The following is a 21,257-nucleotide window of genomic DNA, read 5'->3' on the forward strand; positions in this document are numbered from 1 at the left end:
CATGTCCAGCCAACCCGCCCCGCATCCGGCCGACGCGCCGGCACCCACGCGCCACTCCGAACCCCCGGCGCCCCCGTCGGCGCGCCAGTCCCTGCCGGCCGCGTATCGGGCCGTGCGCGAGCGCAGCGTGGTATTGGCCGCGCCCGTCTCGGCCGAAGACGCGATGCTGCAGTCGATGGAAGAGACCAGCCCGACCAAGTGGCACCTGGCCCACACGACCTGGTTTTTCGAGCGATTCGTGCTGGCCGGGAGCGGAGGCTACCAGGCGGTCAACGCCGACTGGGACTATCTGTTCAACAGCTATTACCAGAGCGTCGGCCCCATGCACGCGCGACACCGGCGCGGGATGCTCTCGCGGCCCTCGCTGGCGCAGGTGCTCGATTACCGCCGGCAGGTGGACGATCGCATGGCGCGCGCGCTCTCTGACGATCAATTTGGCACTCCGCTGCTCCAGCGCATCGAGCTGGGCCTGCATCACGAGCAGCAGCACCAGGAGCTGCTGCTGACCGACATCAAGCACGCGCTGTGGTGCAATCCCCTGAAGCCCGCCTACCGCGACGATTTGCCGGTTGCCGGCGCCGCCGCGGGTGCGCTGGACTGGCTGGGCCAGGAGGAATCCATCGTCGAGATCGGCGCCGCCGCCTGGCCGCTGGACAGCGAGCATTTTGCGTTCGACAACGAGTCGCCCCGGCATCGCGTGTTGATGCCGGCGCATGCGCTTGCCACCCGGCCGGTGACCAACGGCGAGTACCGCGACTTCGTCGAGGCCGGCGGCTACCGCGATGCCGCGCTGTGGCTGAGCGATGGCTGGGCGCGGGTCAACCAGGACGCGTGGCAGCGCCCGTTGTACTGGGACGAGGCGTCGGAGTGCGAGTTCACTCTTGGCGGCATGCGTCCGATTGATCCCCACGCACCGGTCAGCCACCTCAGCTACTACGAAGCGGACGCCTTCGCACGCTGGGCTGGCGCGCGCCTGCCCACCGAGGTCGAGTGGGAAGGCGCGGCCGCGTCGGTGGCAGTCGCCGGCAATTTCGTCGATCAGGGCTACCTGCATCCTGTTCCGCCGCAACGCGACGTCGAAAGCGCCGACGCCGGCGGTCCACGACAGATGTTCGGCGACGTGTGGGAGTGGACCTCAAGCGCCTACACCGCGTATCCGGGATTTCGCGAGATGCCCGGGTCACTGGGCGAATACAACGGCAAGTTCATGAGCGGACAACAGATCCTGCGCGGCGGCAGCTGTGCCAGCCCGCGCGACCACCTGCGCGCCAGTTATCGCAACTTCTTCCACGCCCCCGACCGCTGGCAGTTCAGCGGCCTGCGTCTGGCGCGCGACGCATGACGGTCACCGTGGCGTCGAAGATCACGCTCAGCGACCTGCAGCCCAGCGCCGACGACATCACCGGCGACGTGCTCGCGGGACTGTCGGCGACGCCCAAGACGCTGCCCTCGAAGTACTTTTACGACGAGTACGGCTCGCGCCTGTTTGAGCAGATCACCCGGGAGCCGGAGTATTACCTGACCCGCGTCGAGCTGGACCTGCTGGAGGCTTCCATGCCTTCCATCGCCGAGGCGGTTACGCCGCGCGCCCACGTGGTCGAATACGGCAGCGGCAGCGGGCGCAAGACCCACCTGCTGCTGGACGGGCTAGCCGATCCGGTGGCCTATACGCCGATCGAGATTTCCCGCACGGCGTTGCTGGCCAGCGTGGAGCGCCTGGCCGATGCGTATCCGGACGTGGAAATGCTGCCGGTCTGCGCCGACTTCACCCAGCCGGTGCCACTTCCCATCCCGTCGCGCGGCAATGGCCACGTGCTGGTGTTCTTCCCCGGATCGACGTTGGGCAACTTCCTGCCCGCGGACGCCGAGCGCCTGCTGCGATCGATGCGCGAGACGATGGGTGCCGGCGGCCAGGCGTTGATCGGCATCGACCTGGACAAGGAGCCGGCGCTGATCGAGGCGGCCTACAACGACGCCGCGGGAGTCACCGCCGCCTTCACCCTCAATTTGCTGGTGCGACTCAACCGCGACATCGGCAGCGACTTTGATGTGGACTCTTTCGCTCATCGCGCGGTGTACTCGCGCGAACGCATGCGTATCGAGACGCACCTGGTCAGCCTGCGCGACCAGCAGGTGACCGTGGCCGGCCGGCAGTTCAGTTTTTTTGACGGCGAGGCGATGGAAGTCGAGTACAGCCACAAGTACACCGACGCCAGCTTCGCCGCGCTGGCCGCGCGCGCCGGCCTGCGCGTCATCGAGCGTTGGAACGATCCCAGGGGCTGGTTCGGTTTGCGTCTGCTCGCGGCGGCCTGATTGCCGTAGTCAGGCGTTTTGCCGTGACCTGCCGATCCCGCAGGCGCCGGGTTCGCAGTTCCTCGACACGACGCTGTGGATGCTCTCGCGATGAGATCACAAGCGTCCGTGTCACCCCCTCCCGAATCGGTCGAGGCGGCCAGCCAGGCCGGGCTTCGCTACGTTTGCGACGATCATCCCGGTATCGCCCGTCTGCGGGCCGGCAAGGGCTTCCACTATCGCGATGCGGACGGCGATCGCGTCACCGATGCAACGACCCTTGCGCGCATCCAGGCGCTGGCGATCCCGCCGGCCTGGACCGAGGTGTGGATCTGCCAGCGGGCGAACGGTCACCTGCAGGCGACCGGGCGCGACGCACGCGGCCGCAAGCAGTACCGCTATCACGCCGACTGGAGCCGGATCCGCGGGGACGGCAAATTCGATCGCATTGTCGAGTTCGGGGCGGCCTTGCCCAGGTTGCGCCGGCACCTGCGCAAGGACCTTGGCGAACCGGGTTTCGGGCGCGACAAGGTATTGGCGATCGTCGTCGCGCTGCTGGCTGATACGCTGGTGCGGATCGGCAATGACCGCTATGCGCGCAGCAACCGCTCCTTCGGGCTGACAACCCTGCGCAACCGCCATATCGCCTTCCTGCGCGGCGGCCGCGCGCGCCTGAGCTTCCGCGGCAAGGGCGGTCAGGAGCATGAGATCGAACTTGACGATGCGCGACTGGCGAAGCTGGTCAAGCGCTGCCAGCAACTTCCGGGGCAGGCACTGTTCCAGTACCGCGACGACGACGGCAGCATCCAGCCGGTCGATTCTGGCGCCGTGAATGACTATCTCCACCGCCGCCTGGGCAACGGCTTCAGTGCAAAGGACTTCCGCACCTGGGGCGGCACGCTGATCGCGTTTCGTGAGTTGGCAGGCACGCCTGTGCCCGAGCCCGGACCCGGCGGCGAGCCCAGCGAGCGCGCCCTCGCCCAGGCGCGCAACGCGGTGATCAAGCAGGTCGCCGAGGAACTGGGTAACACCCCGGCGGTGTGTCGCAAGGCCTACATCGACCCTGTGGTCTTTGATGGTTGGGAGCAGGGCCGGCTGCAGCGTGCCGCCGCCAATGCGCGCGGCGCCCGCCAATGGGAACGCGCTGCGCTGAAGTTCCTCAAGCGCGAGCACAAGCGGGCGCGCTAGCACAATCCTTCACCCGGTGTGGTCGCCGACCACGCGACACTCGGCGTCCCGTGTGGAGAAACCACCATGGCGACATGCGATGTCTGCGGCAACGACTACGACAAGAGCTTCACCGTGAAAACCGTCGACGGCGGCGGAACGTTCGACTCGTTCGAATGCGCGATCCATGCGCTCGCCCCGAACTGTTCCCACTGCAAGTGCAAGATCATCGGCCACGGCAGTGAGCATGACGGCAAGATGTACTGCTGCGCGCATTGCGCCCGCAAGTCCGGCGTGATCGGCCTGGACGATCGGGTCTGAGACGAGGCAGCCCTGCGCTGAAGCGACCCTGCGCTGAAGCCGCTCTCAGGGACCGCTGTAGCTCGCTTCGCTGTCCGGCGGCGACTCGATGGCATTCTCGAGCGCTTTCATCGCTTCGGCCGCCAGCGGCAGCAGCGCCCAGAAGGCCACGTTGCGCTCGCGCCATTCAAGCGCTGCCTCATTGAGGATCGCCAGCAGGGTGTCGAACTCCTCCGGCTGCGCGGCGCGCCAGGCGCCGCTATTCGCGATCAGCAGCATGTAGCCCGGCGCCAGCAACCACGACAGGTCACCGAGGCAATCGGCCAGCGCATCCCAGTTGCCGCCAAACCAGCCTGGGAATGACAGTCCCCTGGCTATCCGCTCAAGCGCGTCCGCTTTCCCGGTGCAGCCCGCCAGATCGATTCGCGCGATCGCAAAATCCAGTGACGCGGCGGCCTCCGCCATGGGGCCACTGTCGCGACCATCAATGAAGAACGCCCGGGCCTGATCCGGCTCGAGCAGCAACGCACGGATGTCGGTGGGCATCACGGGGTTACCTCGAACGGGCGGAAGCTGCCGTAGTGGTCGTCGGTGTAGAAGTACTCCGTCGGCGGATCGCCGCCGGTGACGATCCGCCGCGCGCCGCGGTCGGCTGCGCCCGGCGACGGGACGGTGTATTCGCGGTAGTGGCCGCGCGGTCGTTGCGGCAGGAGTCGCTCGCGATTCTGGAAGACGCCGTCGTCCTGGCGATACGCGTACGGCCCGCCGCGCGCGATCGCGTCCAGCACGGGATGGGCCTCTACCGGCAGGAAGGTGGGATACCGAGGTTGCCGAACCTTCGCCGGAGCGGGCGCGGCAGTGGGTGAGTTGGCGGAGGCAACCGGATCGCCTTCCCTCGCAGGTGATTGGACCGTCGGCGGGGACGGCAAGACGGGCGCTTGGCGATACTGGCTCCACGACCACAAGCCGGCCACGATTACAGCGGCGACCAGCCACAACCGAGTGCGGTCCATCAGGCACTTCCTTGGTGATTTGACCGGCAGAGTCTACTGCCTGATCGGTGCCGGGCTACCGCGGCGATGGACTCAACCGCAGGTTGCCTGGTTGATCGCGCCGGCGCTGTTGACGTGCAGGTTGAGGCGGTCGCCGCGATAGTCCAGCGTTACTGCCATGCCGGGCTCGATTACCCGGACGGCGCGGCTGTAGCTTTCGAACTGGGCGCGCTCGACCACTTCCGGGGTGGCGGCCTGGCCGATCACCCAGCCGATCGTATCCGTGGTGCAGGAATCCGGCCGCTGCTGGGCCATTGGTGGCGGCATCGTGGTGCAGGCGGCTGCGACAAGAACGAGTGCGGAGGCGGACAGTGCGGCGCGGATCATTGGCTTCTCCATTCGACGGGCGATCCTCCTGATCGTGCCCGCGGCGTCGTTAGGATGCGGTAAACACCTCGCCGGCAGCTTCCGCCTCAGCGTCCACCAGTCGCAGGATCAGCCTCGCCAGCGTCACCACGTCCTGGTGGTTGTGGGCGCACACCCGGCGCAGCAGCGAGGACGGGCCGCCGCGCAGGTAGGAAAGCCACGCCGCCGGTGCTTCCGAGCCGGGCAGGTCGTCCTCGCGGACGATGCCGAGCAGCTCGCGCTCGATGGTCGCCAGACGGCAGTTTTCCCAGACCCCGCGGTAGCGCCGTCGGGTCGGAAACAGCAGGTCGACGTGGTCCAGGCCGGTGATCGGATCGTCCATCCGTGCCAGCCGGTAGCGCGTCTTCAGCAGCGGCGCGTCGTAGCAGCGGCCGTTGTAGCTCGACAGGACGGTGTTCGGCCCGAGCCAGTCGGTGAAGGTCTGCAGCATCAAAGGCTCGGCGGCCAGGGTCGTGATCAGCAACTGGCGGATGCGCAGGCCGTCGCCATGGACCGGGTCATGATGCCAGTCGGCCGCACCGATCTGAAATGCACGGGTTCCGGTACCTCCGGCCAGACCGGTGGTCTCGGTGTCGAAAAAGAGCAGCTCGCGCGGATCAACCGCTTCGCCGTGGCGCTTGGCAAAGTCCAGCGCCAGCGTAGTGGCCGGCGCGGGGAAGGCGACGTGCGACTGGATCATGCGCAGGCCGGGTGCGATTTCCTCCCCCGGCAGCGCGCGGTCGATCGGGCCGGTGGGGTAATTCATGTAGGCGGGCTTGCGCTCGCGAACGCCCAGCAGCCGGCGCAGCGATTCGATCGATGTGTTGCGCGTCGGCGCAGGGCCGGCAGCGGCTGCGTCTACCGCTCGGGGAGCTGCCGCCGTCACTGCCGGCCGAGTTGGCGTCCCTCGGACCTGACCACCGGCCTGCCTCCGCAACGCGCGCAACTTGTCCGGATTGATGCTCACGCCTCGGTCGCCTCCAGTGATTCTTTAGCCTGCAGCAACTCCAGCACCCGCAGCGCCAGCGACTTGGGCGTGGCCTCGTCGCCGCCCTCGTCCGCCGCCAGGATGGGACCGACACAGGCCGGGCAGCCGGACCTGCAGTCGCAACGCCCGACCAGTTCGGACGCGCGCCGGACCAACTCGGCTTGGCGGTTCCACAGCGGCTCGCTGAGACCCACGCCGCCGGGGAAGTTGTCGTAGAGATAGATCGTCGGTACGAACTGGCGCACCTCGATCATCTCCTCGTTGGCGTGGGTCAGGCGGTGGTTGGTGTCCTCGTCATCCAGGATGCTGCTGTCCTCGATCCCGCGCAGGGTGCCGCGGCCTTTGTTGTCGGCAGTCGCAAACCACGCGCCATCGCCGTTGCCGATCGCCTTCTGCAGGTCGCGCGCGTCGGCCATCACCGCCACCGTGGCCACGACGTGGAGCGCGTAACCGGCGCCCAGGAAGCCGTCCAGCGCATCCTGCCGCGACGAAAACCACGCCAGCAGCGTCGCCTGCGGCAACTGCCACCAGGCCGCGGTGGTGTGCAGCTCCTGGTCGGGCAGGTTGACCGGGCCGTAGCCGATGTTCTCGTGGGTGTAGTAGCGGATCTTCTTGTACCCCGACACCCGGCGCACCACGTGCACCTCCCCGTGGCTGGCTTCGCCGCGGCCGGCCGCCTCGCCCTCGAAACGCTCCAGCACCTTCAGCTTGGTGTAGTCGATGGAGTCGGTGTAGTAGTCGACAAAGGTGCGCACCACGTAAGCCTTGCGGCCTTCCCAGTCCAGCCGCTCGACCTGGAAGGGCGTGGACTGGACCATGTGGATCGCGCCCTCGTACAGGGTCAGCGCGGCGGCCGAGTAGTCGACCTCGGCGATGATCTGCTGCTTGCCGCCGGTTTTGTCGACGACCACGAAGTTGCCATCGGCGACCGCACGCAGCGACACCGATCCGGCGGGATAGCTGTCGGCGATCCACTCCCAGCGATCGCCTTCCCTGTGCACCACGTCGGTCTCGGCCAGCGCCTCCAGGAACACGTCCGGATCGATCGGACCGAAGCCCTCGCCGACCACGAACGGCAGCTCGAAGGCCGCGCAGCGGATGTGGTCGAACAGGATCAGCGGCTGGTCCGGCGCGACGCGCGCGTGTTCCGGCGAGGCGTCGGCGAAGAAGTCCGGATGCCGCACCACGTACTGGTCCAGCGGCTGCGAGCTGGCGACCAGCACGCCCAGGGCCGGTTGCTGGCGACGACCGGCGCGGCCGAAGCGCTGCCAGGTCGCTGCCACCGAGCCCGGATAGCCGTTGAGCACCACCACGTCGAGCGCGCCGATGTCCACGCCCAGCTCCAGCGCGGAGGTCGAGATGATGCCGTCGATGTTGCCCGCGCGCATGTCGCGCTCGGCGGCGCGGCGCTCGGTCGGCAGGTAGCCGCCGCGATAGGCTCGGATGCGGGGTGGCTTGCGCGGGTCGTGGTCGAAGATGTCCTTCAGGTACTTGGTCAGCACCTCGACCATTAGCCGGCTCTGCGCGAACACCAGCGTCTTCAGGCCGCTCTTGATCGCGATGCGGGCGATGCGGTTGCTCTGCGAACGCGCCGAAGCGCGCAGGCCCAGATCGGCATTCACTACCGGCGGATTCCAGAGCAGCACGTGCTTGTCGCCGCTGGGCGCACCGGACTCGGTGATGGCCGTGACCGGTGCTTCGATCAGTGCCTCACAGTGCGCCTGCGGGTTGCCGATGGTCGCCGAGCAGAGGATGAATTGCGGGCTGACGCCATAGAACGCACAGATCCGCTTGAGCCGGCGCAGCACGTTGGTGACGTGGCTCCCGAACACGCCGCGGTAGGTGTGCACCTCGTCTATGACGACGTAGCGCAGGTTCTCGAAGAACTGCGCCCACTTGGTGTGATGCGGCAGGATCGCCTGGTGCAGCATGTCGGGGTTGCTGACCACGATATCGCCGTGCAGGCGGATCGCCTGGCGGGCGTCGCCGGGGGTATCGCCGTCGAAGGTGAACGCCTTGACCCCCAGGTCGCCGGCGCGACTGAGCTCCAGCAGTTCGGCGACCTGGTCCTGGGCGAGCGCCTTGGTCGGGAACAGGAATAGCGCTTTTGAACCCGGCGCCTTGGCATTGCCGGCCATCGCCGCACTCATCACCGGCAGGGTGTAGCAAAGCGACTTGCCCGAGGCAGTCGGGGTCACGATGGCGACGTGCTCACCACGCTGCGTGGCGTCCCACGCCTCGGCCTGGTGCGAGTACAGCTGCTCGATGCCGCGGTCCTTGAGTGCCAACTTCAGCGCCGCTGGCACGTCCTCCGGGACCGGCGCATACGAGCCCTCGCGACCCGGAATGGTGAAGCTGCCGGTGATGCGGTCCGCGTAGCGCCGCTCCAGCCGTTGGCCCAACAAAGCGCCATCGCGGGACGGGCGACCGTCGGTGGTCGACAGCGCCTGTTCGCTGGCGGCGGTGCGGGGAGCAAGGGCGTAGGACATGGCGGCCATCGTGATGAAAGGGCGCCATGGGAGCATGAGGCGGTCTCAGTGGGTGAGACGGGGGTTATCCGGGCAGCTCCGACTTCCGCCGGGCCGTACCACGCTTCCATTACTACGCTCATTCGTATCTCCTCGGAAAGGTTATACCGGAGCACGAAATCACTGGGGCATTACAGTTGTTCAGACTTCCCGTCGATCGCTTTGTTAATCAGTAGCTTCGGTAAATATTGTTTCGGGCGATGCACTTTTTAAGTGGCTCTTTATTGATATTCTGCAATAGCTTGCAATTAAGAGAAAGGTATTTCGTCCACTCTGAGTTGCCGGAATCCGAATCTTCTAGCTTCGAAAGCAGTTCAGCCCTATCGTATCCGGCACGCTCAAGAGAAGAAAGCAGTCGAAAGTATTGATCATCATTCGGATATTTATATGCCCTAGCGATTTCTGTTGCGCGATCGCTCGTTAGGTTCGCAAGGCAGGAGGTCTTTTCAATCTTTGCTTCGCTGCCCGGGTGGATATCGTCTGAAATTGATTCGCAGTAGCTATCTCGAAATTTCAGCCAAGAACGCTGAGTGTTTCTCAATTCAATTTTGCTTTGCGGCGTGACTGACGCCATTGCTTTACTGTAATTCTCATTCAGTGCCTGATCTGCTGAATTGAAGTTTTGATCGGTGCAATATATTAAGTCAATTGTTTTTGTGCTTTCGCATAGAGTATTTTTATTCTGCTCTGCGAAGCTGATAGATGGCACGATAAGCACAATAAATAGAGTGGCTATTTCCAGCAGTCGCATTTCAACCCCTCCTCAAATAGATCGGCTTCTCGGTCTCTTCTTTTCAAGAGGCCGCCGAGGTTTTTTCCTTCCCATACTCGCTTCATTGAGCGAATTGAGGCTGGAATCTTTTCGTACTCTCCGGCTTTCAGCGCGTCTTGAATTTCACCCAGCTCTCGCCGCGTTGCGGTGTGGATGTTGTTGTGTCCGCGATTGAATATCAATGACAGCAATGCACCTTGGCAGTGAGGGTGAAGCTTTATGGATTCCGGGTATATGTCGACAACATTGTCGGCGTACCTCTTCTTTAGGTCGAACGCAAGGTTTAATGCATCGTCTTTTGAGATCGAAATCGTCGATACGGTCGGCAGCTTGTCTTTAGCATCGGATTTCTTCAGGCCTGCAACCGCAACAAACTTGTCGACATCCTCAGAGCTGTAGTATGTACCTAGATCTTTGCGGATCTGTGCCGCACTCTGGTGACCGAGATCGTAGCCGTATCCGACTGTGATTCCGCTCGAGGAGCTTGCTGCGGCAGGTACATACGGATGTTCTTTATAGGTTTCGTCAGAGAGCATGTCTTCAAAGGATTTTTTGGAGACGATAAAAGTTCCTTGAGAAGTCTCTAATTCGTAGCACTCGACCACGCAGCCTGATGGGCAGGGCGTTGTAAAATTTGCTGTCATCCCCACTGGATGAAAGTAAATCGCTTTTGTATCCGTTGGGAATCCATTCTTCCCTTTCAACTCATCCCACCACAGCAGCGACTCGATCCGCTTCTTCTCCTGCACCCAGTCGGCCTTGCGCGGCTCCGGGATCAGTAGGTCGATGGCGTTCCATTTGTCCATCGGGCCGGCCCACTCGCTGTCGTAGCGGGTGATCAGGCGGGCGATGGCTTGGGCGAGCCACGGTTGCTTGAGCGCCTTGCGGATCTCGGTGGCCGTGAGTGTGTTGTTACCGTTCAGATCAATCACGTCGTAGAGCCTCTGGAACAGCGGGGCACTTTCGGCGCTGGCGCCCTGTGCGGCCAGCGTACCCTGCTCATCCTTCGGGGTCCCGGGCTGTTTGGCAACATGGTTCGCATAGAAGGTTGCCGGTGGCGTGTCATCGGCTTTGACCAGCTCGAATCCGGGCCAGTCCCAGGGGGTGCACAACTTGACCCTGGCCTGGTCCTTTTCCCGCGCCCAGCCGCTGCGGCCGCGACCATCGTCGGTACCGACATCGACCTGCCACCAGCGCGTGCCATCTTCCTCAACGGCGGTATTGTCCACAGTCTTGATCGCCACCACTCGCGGCCAGGCGGCCTGCGGACCGGTGGTGTTGCTGGCCTGCAGCGGGAACCGGCTCCAGGCATCCATCGTGCGGTCGGTGGTCAGCGGGCGATCGTCGAGCATCGAGCGCATCACCCACACCGGGTCCCCGCTGGGCACCATCACCTCGCGCTCGGTGTAGGCGGACTTGTCGGTCAGGGCGTTGTAGGCGTCCAGTGCAATCGCATTGCCGTCGGCATCGAGGATGCGCGAGAGCACGCTGCCGTTGCCGTAGCTCCGGGTGGCCTTGTCGTAGCCACTCAAGCTGTCCCTGCCGACCACTTCCATGGTGCCTTTGCGTACTTTCGCCCAGTCGCCCGTTTTCGGCGACGTGGGGTCCAGGGTGATGCCGTCACTTGCGACGATCTGCTGGTCCGCCTTGGCGGGCAACGCAAGTGTTGCGCCGGCCTCGATGAGCAGCAGGGTCTTCTGCTTCTCGTCCAGCAGTTTGGCGCGCTCGCGACTCTTGGCGATGAAATCCTCGACATCGTCGCCAGCGAATACGTCCAGCTGCACCAGCGGTCGTTCGCTGCAACTCGAGTCCAGGGGATTGGTGTCGCTATAGCGTTGGTATTGGCCCAGATGGCCCATCAGGTCACCGGCATGGACCGCGATGGGCGCGTCGAGCACGACCACCTTGTCGGTCTCCGGGTCGGCGGTCGTTCCGGTCAGTTCCTTCTTGTAGGCGTAGGCGTTGGTGAGGCCGGCCGGTGTGACTTCGCCGCTCACCACCTCGGATACTGCGTAGTAGCCTTTTTTGGTGCCTTCTGTGCCGAGTCGCAGCTTGACGCCGCGCGGCGCGAATCCGACAGCAATCTCGCCGTTCGCGTCGCGCAGGTTCAGACCGATTCCCCCTTCGGGGATATACGGGTTCCTGACCCGGTCGGCATCGGTGGCGGATTCGGCGACCGCATACACCGCATCGCCCCAATAGACCGGACGCGGCTTCTTCGCGTCATCCTGGTAGCCCTTCCAGTGCTGAAGGTGCATGTACAGGCTGTAAAAGATCAGCGAAGGCTCATTCGGTTCTCTCGTCGATCCTGCCCCGGAGCCTGTGCTTTCAATAGATGTTGTTTCAGTCGTCCTCGGAGCTGGCGGCAACTGCAAGCTGTGCCGGACCAGAGCGAAGCCGGTCGAGTAGGTCGCCTCGCCGCAGCTGTCGTAAGCCACCTTGGGATAGGTGCCGTCGATGCGGTAGGCGATGACCTCGCCGTCGGCGATGCAGCGGATACCCGCATCCTGCGCCAGCGTGGCGCCGGTCTGGCTGCCGAAGTGGATCCCACCGTGCCACTGTCCGTTGGCGCCGATCGGGTAGAACCCGTCTTCCGCACTGGCCAATGCGCTGTAGTAGATCTGTGGATCAACGACCTCGGCCGCGGTCGAGGCGCCTTGGCCGTCAGCCTCGGTTTTCTGGAACGGATAAGCGAATTTTTTCAGCGGAGCGGGCTTTCGGGTCTCGTCGGTCATGCAGACGTCCTTGTCTAGATAGGTTTGGTCTACGTCAGCCGGAAAAGTCCGGCATCCGCTCTGGTCTCAGCTTTAGAAGTCCGTCTGGCAACGAGAGTTGCACGTCACCGCTCGCCCCACCCGCAAACGGCACCTGCCCCGCCTTAACGCGAAACTCCCCTGGGCACGCGAACGTGATATCCCCACCCTCCAGCGTGATCCGCGTCTGGCCGGCCTGCAGAATAATCTTCTCCTTGGCGAGCACGTCGATGCGCTCATCACTGGCGGTGATGGTGACCGACTGGTCCGCCAGTACCTCCAGTTTCCCCGTGTGGGCCTGCAGGCTGACCGGCCCGTCAGCGGCGATCGCCTTGATCGGGCCGTGCTGGGCGTACAGGGCGACCTGGCCACCCGCCACGCCGGCCACGGTCTGCCCGGCGCTCATCTGGGTGTCCTGCTGGCTGGTTAGGTGGAGGTTGCCGCCGGCGTGGGCGAGCGCGCTTTTGGGCGTGGCCAGGGCGATCGCATCCGGGCCTTCCACGAACAGCAGCGGCGTGGCCAGCCGCTCGACAGGATCGCCGCCGTCACGCGGACCACCTGCGGGCTTGGTCGCGGCTTGGCCGTTTACGGCGCCGCTGTAATGGCCGTCCTGCTCGGGATCGACCGAGCCGAGGAGGTCGGTCTGGCGTTCGTTGGCGCGCAGCGGCGCGACCTGCGCGATGCCGACCGCGTCATCCAGCGCCTGCGCGGTGCGTTGCGCGCCTTTGAGCTGGGCGACGGCCTCCGTCACGTCCATCTGCGTCGATACACCGTCCGGCCGGCCGGTCGTCGACAGCAGCACGCCCTGGCCGGCGCGCACGTTGGCCCAGCCCAAGGTCGCCAGATCGAAGCCCGATCCACGCACCCCGCTGCGGCGGGCGTTGTCGTGGTCGATCAGGTACCCCAGCTCCAGTCGGCTGTCGGCCACGCTGGTGTGCAGGCGCTGGCGCAGCTGGCCGGGAGCGTCATCCATCACCCATTGCTGGGTATCACTGCCGTCCAGGCTCTGCGTGTGCAGGCCGCTGAGGGTGCCGGGGTGGTTGCTGGCATCGGCCAGGGCGAAGGGCGGGGCGACGTTGCCGTTGTAGAGCTGGCCGGTGATGACCGGCTGGTCGATGTCGCCGTGCAGGAATTCGACCAGAACCTCGCTACCGACGCGGGGCAGGGCGTGGCTGCCCCAGTTGGCGCCGGCGATCCATTCGGCGCCAGGCACCCAAGTGCTGCTGGTGAAACCGACCTCGGCCAGCTTCCCGCGTTCGAATCGGGACAGCATTTCCTGGGAAACGCCAGTGTGGACGGCGCCGCGGCTGCTCGGCTCTCTCACCAAGTCTCCTCCGCCGGTTCGTCTCGCAACTGCTGAAAGGTCAAAAGCACTTTGTCTTGCACCCACTGCGGCGCAGCGCTCAATGCAGCATCCATTTGAAACCCTCCGCCGAAAGGGGGGTCATCGCCCACTCTTACCCGCGTCTGTCCTTCCAACACATACGAGTTCCCGCCTTCGCGCAGCACCACGGTGACGTCGCGGGGGTCGATCCCTCCACCGCAGAAGCGGTGGTACGCGAACGTCAACTCTGCGGTGCCATCGCCGTCCAAGTCGGTCACAGAGACGCTATCGAGATAAAAGCCCGCCTCGATGTCGACGCCGTCGCATTCGAAGTCATCAGAGTGCTGCCAGATTGCCATCGTTGGCGCCGGTGTTCCGGGCAGGGGGTACACCGCTGCGGAGAGCACGATGCGGTCGGATACTGTTCCGTCCACCGGATCTTCGGCGTGCGTGGCCAGCAGGAAGAAAACAACCGCCTCGTCACCATGGCGGTCGGTGAACCGCAGAGCGTCGATGACTGACCCAACGAGTGGGAGTGTCTGCAATTCCGACGCGCCTAGCGGCTCCCTTCCTACCTGCACAGAAGGATTGGGCGCCACGGCGACAGCCACTATCGAATTGTCTGGCTGCTGCCTTTTCGCCCCGTCGCAAGCGGCCAGCAACAGCGTGCTGATGGCGACCATGGCCGCGCAGCAAGCGGACGACCGCTCAACGCTCACTTTCCATACCAAACGCAACTGCGCCTCTAATCCGAAGGCGACGGACACTCGCCGTTTTTGTCATGCAGAGATTCGATATTTATTTTGACATCGTCCAATGAAGCGTGCGGGCCACAAAATCCTGCCACGGGATCGGAGAGATTAAAATCCTTGGTTTGGAAGACAAACTGCTTACGATCGATCGATAGTTCAATCTCCCCGCCAGACTCGTCCAGATAGACAAGACGGTCTCCGACCCCTGACATTTCTATGGAAAACGAGCACAGATGCTGATTCGCTTGCACCGATGTCAGATTTACTCGATATTTATTGGCCGACACCTCATGAAGAGATAAGCAGTCTTCTACTTGCCTAGCGCAGTTTCCATCACCATCTGAAGTAGTACAAAGTTCGCTCGGCTGTCGATAGGAGCCAATCAAGGAACCATAAGGATCCCTAGTTGACGATGAATGCTCGGAGCTTGAGTCGTGCGCCACGGATCGTGTTGATATAGCAACTTCCTTGGCGCATGCCCCCGTCATAATCACCGACAATCCAAGGATTATTAATGCGTGCATTTTCATATATTATTGGCTCCGGAGATAAGCAGCGCGCCGCCTGCCTTTTTCGTATTGAGAGAGTTCACTTGTAGTTTCAATATAAACTGCAAGGGACTCGCGGTCATTAGCCTTTATGTACCGCATCTGTCGGTTCCATACACTGCCTTGCTGGTAAGTAAGATCCACTGCAATATCGCGAATCTTTTGATCCAGACTATCCCAGGGTTGCGCGCCATCGTTATCCTTCACCGCCATTTCATATTTCTTCTTGGCGGCCTGCACATAAGATGGGTACACAATGTCTTCAAAGAGAATTTTTTGCGCCTCGCAGGAAATCTCACCGAGAGTAATCTTGTTGTCGGCGACAAATCGCTTTGCGTCAACTCCAGACAACCCGGCCCCTTTCGAAAATTTCCCGGCAACTTCACGAGCAACCCCTGCGCTCGTCAAGTGCTGGCGGACTGCACTCTCGGAGCGTTCCTTCATGTCATATCCGCGCCCGATCGTAACGCCCGACGCTCCGCCAGGCCAATGCAGCACCCTACTATAGTAGGCGTTACCAGGCGTGTTATTTCCTTCTGCATCAAAGGTGACTTGCCCCTGCGCGACAGTTAGACAGTCTCTCCCAGTCGTACTCAAAAAGTTGGCTACAAATCCAACTGGGTGAAGATGGATGATTGATGAGTTTTTCCGCAACTCATGAGTCCCTTTCAACTCATCCCACCAAAACAGCGACTCAATCCGCTTCTTCTCCTGCGTCCAGTCTGCCTTGCGCGCTTCCGGGATCAGCTCGTCGAGTGCATCCCACTTATCCATCGGGCCGGCCCATTCGCTGTCGTGACGGACAATCAGGCGGGAAAGGGCCTCGGCCAGCCAGGGCTGGCTGAGGGCTCTGCGGATTTCGGTAGCGACGAGCTTCTTGTCGCCGTCCCGATCGATCAGCTCATACAGCCTGGTGAACAGTTGAGAGCTTTCGGCGCTGGCACCTTGTGCGGCGAATTTTGATTGTTCGTCTTTCCGCGTTCGGGGATGTTTGGCCACGTGATTGGCGTAGAGAGCCGCCGGTGTAATGTCATCGGCTGTGACCAGCTCAAATCCCGGCCAATCCCACGGCGTGCACAGCCGCACCCGGGCTTGGCCCTTCTCCCTTGCCCATCCGCTGCGGCCTTTTCCATCGGCGCTACCAACCATTACCCGCCACCAGCGCGTGCCGTCGGGGTCCGTGGCGATCTCCTGCAGGGATTTGACCGCGAACACCCGCGGAACGGCAGCTTCCGGACCTTCGCTGTCACTCGTGCTCAGCGGAAACGCGCTCCAGGCCTCCAACGAGCGGCCGGTCATCAACGGACCTTCGCCAAGCATCCCCCGCTCTACCCAGACGGCATCCCCGCTGGGCACAAGGACTTCGCGCTGGGTATAGGCGGCCTTGCCTGCCGCCGGGAGCGCGTTGTAGGCGTCCACTTCAATCGCATTGCCCCTCGCATCGACCATACGCGAAAGCACATCGCCATTGCTGTAGGTGCGGGTTGCGGTGGTGTAGCCCGTCAAGCCGGCCTTGCCGACCACTTGCACGGAGCCTTTCCGGACCTTGGCCCACTGACCGGTTTTCGGCGAAGTCGCGTCCAAAACAACGCCGTCGCTTTCGGCAATCCGCTGATCGGCTTTGGTCGGAAGCGCAAGCTTCGCCCCGGCCTCAACAAGCAGCAGGATCTTGTGTCTCTCGTCCAGCTCGCCGGCGCGCTCGCGGCTCTGGGCGATGAACGCTTCTACATCGTCGCAGGTAAATACGTCCAGCTGCACCAGCGGTCGTTCGCTGCAACTCGACCCCAGCGGATTGGCATCGACATATCGCTGGTATTGGCCAAGGTGGCCCATCACGTCGCCGGCCTTGACCCCGATCGGTTTGTCGAGCACGACCACCCTGTCGGTAGCAGGGTCTGCGGGGGTCTCAGTCAGTTCCTTCTTGTACGCATACGCGCCGGTCAGCCCGGCAGGCAGCACTTCACCGCTCACGACCCCGGTAACCGCGTAGTAGCCCCTCTTCTTGCCCTCCTCGCCGAGCGTGAGCTTGACGCCGCGCGGGGCGTACCCGGCGATCTGGCCGTCGGCGTCGCGCAGGTTCAGCCCGATGCCATCTTCGGGGATATGCGGGTTCTTGCCGCGGTCGGCATCGTTGGCGAATTCGGCTACCGCGTATACCGCGTCACCCCAATAGGCCGGCCGCGCCTTCTTCGTACCGGCCCGGTAGTCCTCCCAGTGCTGAAGGTGCATGTACAGGCTGTGCAGAAGCAGCGACGGCTCCTCTTCTTTTTGGGTGTTATCGGTGCCGTTGACCGCAGCAGTTCCACTCTTCTCTGGCGCCGGCGGCAGCTGCAACCGGTGCCGGACCAGCACGAAGCCGGTCGAGTAGGTCGCCGGGCCATAGGAGTCATAAGCGACCGTGGGATAGTTGCTGTCGACCCGATAGGCGATCACCTCGCCATCGGCAATGCAGCGGATACCCGCATCCTGCGCCAGCGTTGCGCCGGTTTGGCTGCCGAAGTGGATCCCACCGTGCCATTGCCCGTTGGCGCCGATCGGGTAGAACCCGTCCTCGGCCTTGGCCAAGGCGCTGTAGTAGGTCTGCGGGTCGACGACGTCGACGTATTTACGAATTCCGTCTTCGGTCGTTTCCAGCTTTTGGAATGGATATACAAAAGCGGAAGATGCCGGCACCGGCATTGAGGACGGGCGGTTGTCCCACCATTGCTGCGGACTGACACGTTTTCCGGCTGCATCCTTCATCTGGTAATGGACGTGCTGTGCATATTGGCTGGCACCATTCGGTCCCCGTCCGCCCATGGTGCCTATTGGATCGCCTGCACTTACATCTGCACCAACACTGACGCTCTGGGTATTGGTATGCAGTATTTCGTGGCTGTATCCCTCGCTATCGAGAATTTTGATCGTGCCGTATTGTCCTCCAACAAACGTGACTTCACCGGCGATGGGGGCATGTACGGGTGGGTGGGTCAGATTGACCCCGGACTGGCCTCCCACATAATTGAAGTCAACGCCACCATGTAGACCACTGGCGCGAGCTTCACCGTACTCTCCAGTGATATGTGCGTCGACACCATTGTGCGCAGGTAGGACGCGAGCCATTGCTTCCGAAAAAGGCATATTCACTAATCCTTGTGAAACGGGAATACATCCGCCTACAGAGACCAGTCCTGTATCTCGGTCAGCTGCCAGCAGGCAGTTCGTTCGAAGATGTAGATGACCTGGTAGTCGGTATCAGGCTTGTACAACAGCACTTTTGCATCAGTTGCTTGCACACTTTCAGTCTCAAGCATCAACCCGTCGGCGTCGCGCTTTTTTTTGTCAGGCATCACGGGAAATACAACTTCCTCCTGTGACTGCCTTGTGGTATGAGGCCTCGGCTCTGGCTCTGCATCGATGACCTGCATCTTTACCAGCGGGTACACAACTGCTTGCCGCTGAAAGGAAACGTCTGTGGAGAAATGACTGAGGAACTCCGGGAAGCTCTGGCGTGAGCAATCAGGCGCCCCCCTTTTTGCTGGCGAAGTACAGCCCGCGAAAAGCAGCAGCAGGACGAGACTCGATATTTTCGGAATGTTCAAACCGACACCCTCTTATTTGTCTACGGCAATTCACTGTCGACTGTCAGCCGGAGAAGTCCGGCATCCGATCGGGCTTGAGTTCCAGCAGTCCATCCGGCAGGGACAGGCGGATATCACCACTCACCCCACCCTCGAACGGCACCTGTCCCGCCTTGACCCGGAACTCGCCCGGGCAGGCGAACGTGATATCGCCACCTTCCAGGGTGATCCGGGTCTGCCCGGCCTGCAGGACGATGCTGTCCTTGGCCAGCACGTCGATGCGCTCGTCACTGGCGGTGATCGTGACACTCTGGTCGGCCAGCACTTCCAGTTTCCCGGTGTGGGCCTGCAGGCTCACCGGACCGTCGGCGGCGATGGCCTTGATGGGGCCGCGCTGGGCGAACAGGGCGACCTGGCCACCCGCCACGCCGGCCACGGTCTGCCCGGCGCTCATCTGGGTGTCCTGCTGGCTGGTCAGGTGGAGGTTGCCGCCGGCGTGGGCGAGCGCGCTTTTGGGCGTGGCCAGGGCGATCGCGTCGGGGCTTTCGATAAACAGCAGGGGGGTGGCCAGGCGCTCAACCGGGACCGCTGCTGCGCTTCCAGCGCCCGCGGCGCCCGCACGTCCATGCGCGTCGTCATCGCGGCCGCCGCCGGACGGTTTGGTCGCGGATTGGCCGTTGACGGCGCCGTTGTAACGGCCGTCCTGCTCGGGGTCCACGTGGGCCAGCATCTCGGTTTGGCGCTCATTGGCCGACAGCGGGGCGACCTGCGCACTGGCTACCGCGTCATCCAGCGCTTGCGCGGTGCGCTGCGCACCCTTGAGCTGGGCGACCGCCTCGGCGACATCCATCTGGGTCGAGGCGCCTTCCTGGCGCGCGGTGGTCGACAGCAGCACGCCCTGGCCGGCGCGCACGTTGGCCCAGCCCAGCGTCGCCAGATCGAAGCCCGATCCACGCACCCCGCTGCGGCGGGCGTTGTCGTGGTCGATCAGGTACCCCAGCTCCAGCCGGCTGTCGGCCAGGCTGGTGTGCAGGCGCTGGCGCAGCTGGCCGGGAGCGTCATCCATCACCCATTGCTGGGTATCACTGCCGTCCAGGCTCTGCGTGTGCAGGCCGCTGAGGGTGCCGGGGTGGTTGCTGGCATCGGCCAGGGCGAAGGGCGGGGCGACGTTGCCGTTGTAGAGCTGGCCGGTGATGACCGGCTGGTCGATGTCGCCGTGCAGGAACTCGACCAGAACCTCGCTGCCGACGCGAGGCAGGGCGTGGCTGCCCCAGTTGGGTCCGGCCATCCACTCGGCCACGCGCACCCAGGTGCCGCTGGTGTCATCGCCGGGGGCGTGACCGTCGGGATTGGCGTGGGAACCTGTGTCGGTCAGGCCGCCGGTGTTGGGCGCGGTGCCGCGTTGCCAGGGGAACTGGATCCGCACCTGATGGTCTCGGGTGGAGGTAACCGCCGATTCGGGAAGGCCGACCACCATCGCGGTCTGCAGCCCCGGAGCCGACGGTTTGTAGCGGGCGACCGGCACCACCGGGGTTCCCGAGGTAACGGCGAGAAACCGGTTGCGGTAGTTGCCGCGCTCGATATCGCCGGCGTGGCCCAGCAGTTCAACGACACCGCTGTCCAGGTTGTTGGCGGCGCGATGCTCGATCACCAGCGGCAGGAACGTCTGCCCGGACAGGCCGGGGTGCTGGGTCAGGGTGAAGGCGAATCCTGCCGCCATGCTGCGCGCGCTGCCGGCGCCGGCATGCAGGCGCTGCGGCAGGCGCAGCGCGTCCAGTTGCAGGGCCGCGTGTTGATCGGCATCGCTGCGAGAGGCAAATCGACCGCTGCGCGGAGCCGAGAACGACTCCAGTGACGGGGCGTTCGGTCCGGCCGGTGCTCCGGTGGTGACGGCCGCCACTGCCTCAACCTGTGCGGGCTGCCAACTGGCGGTGCCAACGATGCTGGCGGTCGTCTGGCGCTGCTCGTTGAACCGTTGGATCGCATCACTGGCCTCGGTCGCGTCGCTGCGGTGGAAGCGCAGGGTGGGTTCCATCGCCTCGGGCACCGCCGCGTCGCGGTCGAACACCACCAGGGTGACCCCGCCCTCGCTGTCCTGGGCATGCTCGAAGCGCCACGCCAGTCCGGCATCGGCGAGCAGGCGGAACACAAAGGCGTGGTCGCTCTCGCGGTACTGGGTGGTGATCGGGTAGGTCGGCAGCGCCTGGGTGGCGTCCACGCGCAACGCGGCTTGCGGGTAGTCGTCCAGCACGCGCTCCAGCACGCCCAGTGCGTCCAGGTCCTGGAACACCAGCGCGTTGCGGCGCAGCTTCAAAAACGCGGTCCATGGCTCCATCACCAACCGGTAGCGGGCCAGTCCGCCGTCGCTGCCCAAGGGCAACATCCGTGTGCAGTGGCCGTGCCAGTGGCGCAGACGGCCGGCCGCTCCCGCGGTACTCGCGCGTGCTTGCGCGTCGTCGACCAGGCGCAACCGCAACGACATCGGCTGGCCGAGCAGGGCTCGCGCATCAAGAAAGGCGTCGGTGGACAGGCAGTCCACGGTGAAACGGAAATCGTCGCAGACCGCCTCGCGGCCTTCGAAGCGCTCGACCACCAGCGCGTCGGGCAGCGCGGTGGAGAGTTCGATCAGGCGCTCGTCCTGCGAGACCCTCGACAGCGCACGGGCGACAGACTGGATATCCATATCCATAGGTTTCTTCCACTTCCTGATGTGGGGCGCCCCGCTGATCCTGCGGGTGGTGTTGCGGGCGCTTCGAGGTCCATCCGGATCAGGGGCTCAGATTAGCACCACCGCCCGGGGATGGGATCGCGGCGGACCGCGCTCCCTCACAGTTCCGCCGCGCCGACTCAACTACGGTTTTCCCACCCATCCAGTG

Annotated in this window: 17 protein-coding genes; 4 read left to right on the forward strand and 13 right to left on the reverse strand. The window is 63.8% G+C overall.

Annotation, left to right across the window (positions count from 1 at the left end):
• Nucleotide 1: 1 nt before the first annotated feature.
• The 4 genes from egtB to INQ43_RS00225 all read left to right on the forward strand — a co-directional run bounded on the left by egtB (nucleotide 2) and on the right by INQ43_RS00225 (nucleotide 3,780).
• Entirely contained in the window at nucleotides 2-1,342 is a 1,341-nt protein-coding gene (egtB, locus tag INQ43_RS00210) for an ergothioneine biosynthesis protein EgtB (RefSeq protein ID WP_194036734.1), read from the forward strand.
• The gene (gene egtD / locus INQ43_RS00215) at nucleotides 1,339-2,313 is read left to right on the forward strand and encodes an L-histidine N(alpha)-methyltransferase (RefSeq protein WP_194036735.1); all 975 of its coding nucleotides are present in this window, start codon (nucleotides 1,339-1,341) and stop codon (nucleotides 2,311-2,313) included. Before egtB ends, egtD begins: the two co-directional genes overlap by 4 nt.
• Nucleotides 2,314-2,403: 90 nt before the next feature.
• Complete coding sequence (locus INQ43_RS00220) at nucleotides 2,404-3,480, forward strand: DNA topoisomerase IB (RefSeq protein ID WP_194036736.1); 1,077 nt, start codon at nucleotides 2,404-2,406, stop codon at nucleotides 3,478-3,480.
• A gap of 66 nt (nucleotides 3,481-3,546) precedes the next feature.
• Nucleotides 3,547-3,780 (forward strand): hypothetical protein, encoded by a 234-nt coding sequence (locus INQ43_RS00225; protein ID WP_043959391.1) that lies wholly within the window; start codon nucleotides 3,547-3,549, stop codon nucleotides 3,778-3,780.
• Nucleotides 3,781-3,825: 45 nt separating this feature from the next.
• Here the strand turns inward: INQ43_RS00225 and INQ43_RS00230 are convergent, their stop codons facing one another.
• The 13 genes from INQ43_RS00230 to INQ43_RS00290 form a co-directional block, all read right to left on the reverse strand.
• Nucleotides 3,826-4,305, reverse strand: a complete 480-nt coding sequence (locus INQ43_RS00230) for a barstar family protein (protein ID WP_228062547.1) — start codon at nucleotides 4,303-4,305, stop codon at nucleotides 3,826-3,828.
• Nucleotides 4,305-4,772 (reverse strand): ribonuclease domain-containing protein, encoded by a 468-nt coding sequence (locus INQ43_RS00235; RefSeq protein WP_194036737.1) that lies wholly within the window; start codon nucleotides 4,770-4,772, stop codon nucleotides 4,305-4,307. The genes INQ43_RS00230 and INQ43_RS00235 overlap by 1 nt, the downstream gene beginning before the upstream one ends.
• A 72-nt stretch (nucleotides 4,773-4,844) precedes the next feature.
• Nucleotides 4,845-5,138, reverse strand: a complete 294-nt coding sequence (locus tag INQ43_RS00240) for an I78 family peptidase inhibitor (protein ID WP_194034652.1) — start codon at nucleotides 5,136-5,138, stop codon at nucleotides 4,845-4,847.
• 49 nt (nucleotides 5,139-5,187) lie between these two features.
• Nucleotides 5,188-6,123 carry a ribonuclease H-like domain-containing protein gene (locus INQ43_RS00245; protein WP_194034653.1) on the reverse strand — a complete coding sequence of 312 codons (936 nt, stop codon included), beginning with the start codon at nucleotides 6,121-6,123 and terminating at the stop codon, nucleotides 5,188-5,190.
• A complete protein-coding gene (locus INQ43_RS00250; protein WP_194036738.1) occupies nucleotides 6,120-8,633 on the reverse strand; it encodes a DEAD/DEAH box helicase in 2,514 nt (837 codons plus the stop codon). The genes INQ43_RS00245 and INQ43_RS00250 overlap by 4 nt, the downstream gene beginning before the upstream one ends.
• 208 nt (nucleotides 8,634-8,841) lie before the next feature.
• Nucleotides 8,842-9,423, reverse strand: coding sequence for a lysozyme inhibitor LprI family protein (locus INQ43_RS00255; RefSeq protein WP_194036739.1), 582 nt, complete (start codon nucleotides 9,421-9,423; stop codon nucleotides 8,842-8,844).
• On the reverse strand, nucleotides 9,405-12,179 hold the full coding sequence (locus INQ43_RS00260) for a pesticin C-terminus-like muramidase (RefSeq protein ID WP_194036740.1): 2,775 nt from the start codon (nucleotides 12,177-12,179) through the stop codon (nucleotides 9,405-9,407). Before INQ43_RS00260 ends, INQ43_RS00255 begins: the two co-directional genes overlap by 19 nt.
• A gap of 34 nt (nucleotides 12,180-12,213) precedes the next feature.
• Nucleotides 12,214-13,470 (reverse strand): type VI secretion system tip protein VgrG, encoded by a 1,257-nt coding sequence (locus tag INQ43_RS00265; RefSeq protein WP_194036741.1) that lies wholly within the window; start codon nucleotides 13,468-13,470, stop codon nucleotides 12,214-12,216.
• A gap of 47 nt (nucleotides 13,471-13,517) precedes the next feature.
• Nucleotides 13,518-14,204 (reverse strand): hypothetical protein, encoded by a 687-nt coding sequence (locus INQ43_RS00270; protein WP_228062548.1) that lies wholly within the window; start codon nucleotides 14,202-14,204, stop codon nucleotides 13,518-13,520.
• 62 nt (nucleotides 14,205-14,266) lie between these two features.
• Nucleotides 14,267-14,803 carry a hypothetical protein gene (locus tag INQ43_RS00275; RefSeq protein ID WP_194036743.1) on the reverse strand — a complete coding sequence of 179 codons (537 nt, stop codon included), beginning with the start codon at nucleotides 14,801-14,803 and terminating at the stop codon, nucleotides 14,267-14,269.
• 3 nt (nucleotides 14,804-14,806) lie between these two features.
• Entirely contained in the window at nucleotides 14,807-17,941 is a 3,135-nt protein-coding gene (locus tag INQ43_RS00280; RefSeq protein WP_194036744.1) for a pesticin C-terminus-like muramidase, read from the reverse strand.
• A gap of 35 nt (nucleotides 17,942-17,976) precedes the next feature.
• A complete protein-coding gene (locus INQ43_RS00285; protein WP_194036745.1) occupies nucleotides 17,977-18,402 on the reverse strand; it encodes a hypothetical protein in 426 nt (141 codons plus the stop codon).
• A gap of 43 nt (nucleotides 18,403-18,445) precedes the next feature.
• Complete coding sequence (locus INQ43_RS00290; protein ID WP_228062549.1) at nucleotides 18,446-21,070, reverse strand: type VI secretion system Vgr family protein; 2,625 nt, start codon at nucleotides 21,068-21,070, stop codon at nucleotides 18,446-18,448.
• Between the last annotated feature and the right edge of the window lie 187 nt (nucleotides 21,071-21,257).

The sequence above is a fragment of the Lysobacter sp. H23M47 genome (assembly GCF_015209765.1).
GTDB lineage: Bacteria > Pseudomonadota > Gammaproteobacteria > Xanthomonadales > Xanthomonadaceae > Novilysobacter > Novilysobacter avium.

What these genes read in the sequence shown, in the direction of transcription:
- egtB (WP_194036734.1), top strand. Translation starts at nt 2, where the DNA reads ATGTCCAGCCAACCCGCCCCGCATCCGGCCGACGCGCCGGCACCCACG.
- egtD (WP_194036735.1), top strand. Translation starts at nt 1,339, where the DNA reads ATGACGGTCACCGTGGCGTCGAAGATCACGCTCAGCGACCTGCAGCCC.
- INQ43_RS00220 (WP_194036736.1), top strand. Translation starts at nt 2,404, where the DNA reads ATGAGATCACAAGCGTCCGTGTCACCCCCTCCCGAATCGGTCGAGGCG.
- INQ43_RS00225 (WP_043959391.1), top strand. Translation starts at nt 3,547, where the DNA reads ATGGCGACATGCGATGTCTGCGGCAACGACTACGACAAGAGCTTCACC.
- INQ43_RS00230 (WP_228062547.1), bottom strand. Translation starts at nt 4,305, where the DNA reads ATGCCCACCGACATCCGTGCGTTGCTGCTCGAGCCGGATCAGGCCCGG.
- INQ43_RS00235 (WP_194036737.1), bottom strand. Translation starts at nt 4,772, where the DNA reads ATGGACCGCACTCGGTTGTGGCTGGTCGCCGCTGTAATCGTGGCCGGC.
- INQ43_RS00240 (WP_194034652.1), bottom strand. Translation starts at nt 5,138, where the DNA reads ATGATCCGCGCCGCACTGTCCGCCTCCGCACTCGTTCTTGTCGCAGCC.
- INQ43_RS00250 (WP_194036738.1), bottom strand. Translation starts at nt 8,633, where the DNA reads ATGTCCTACGCCCTTGCTCCCCGCACCGCCGCCAGCGAACAGGCGCTG.
- INQ43_RS00255 (WP_194036739.1), bottom strand. Translation starts at nt 9,423, where the DNA reads ATGCGACTGCTGGAAATAGCCACTCTATTTATTGTGCTTATCGTGCCA.
- INQ43_RS00260 (WP_194036740.1), bottom strand. Translation starts at nt 12,179, where the DNA reads ATGACCGACGAGACCCGAAAGCCCGCTCCGCTGAAAAAATTCGCTTAT.
- INQ43_RS00265 (WP_194036741.1), bottom strand. Translation starts at nt 13,470, where the DNA reads ATGCTGTCCCGATTCGAACGCGGGAAGCTGGCCGAGGTCGGTTTCACC.
- INQ43_RS00270 (WP_228062548.1), bottom strand. Translation starts at nt 14,204, where the DNA reads ATGGTCGCCATCAGCACGCTGTTGCTGGCCGCTTGCGACGGGGCGAAA.
- INQ43_RS00275 (WP_194036743.1), bottom strand. Translation starts at nt 14,803, where the DNA reads ATGAAAATGCACGCATTAATAATCCTTGGATTGTCGGTGATTATGACG.
- INQ43_RS00280 (WP_194036744.1), bottom strand. Translation starts at nt 17,941, where the DNA reads ATGCCTTTTTCGGAAGCAATGGCTCGCGTCCTACCTGCGCACAATGGT.
- INQ43_RS00290 (WP_228062549.1), bottom strand. Translation starts at nt 21,070, where the DNA reads ATGGATATGGATATCCAGTCTGTCGCCCGTGCGCTGTCGAGGGTCTCG.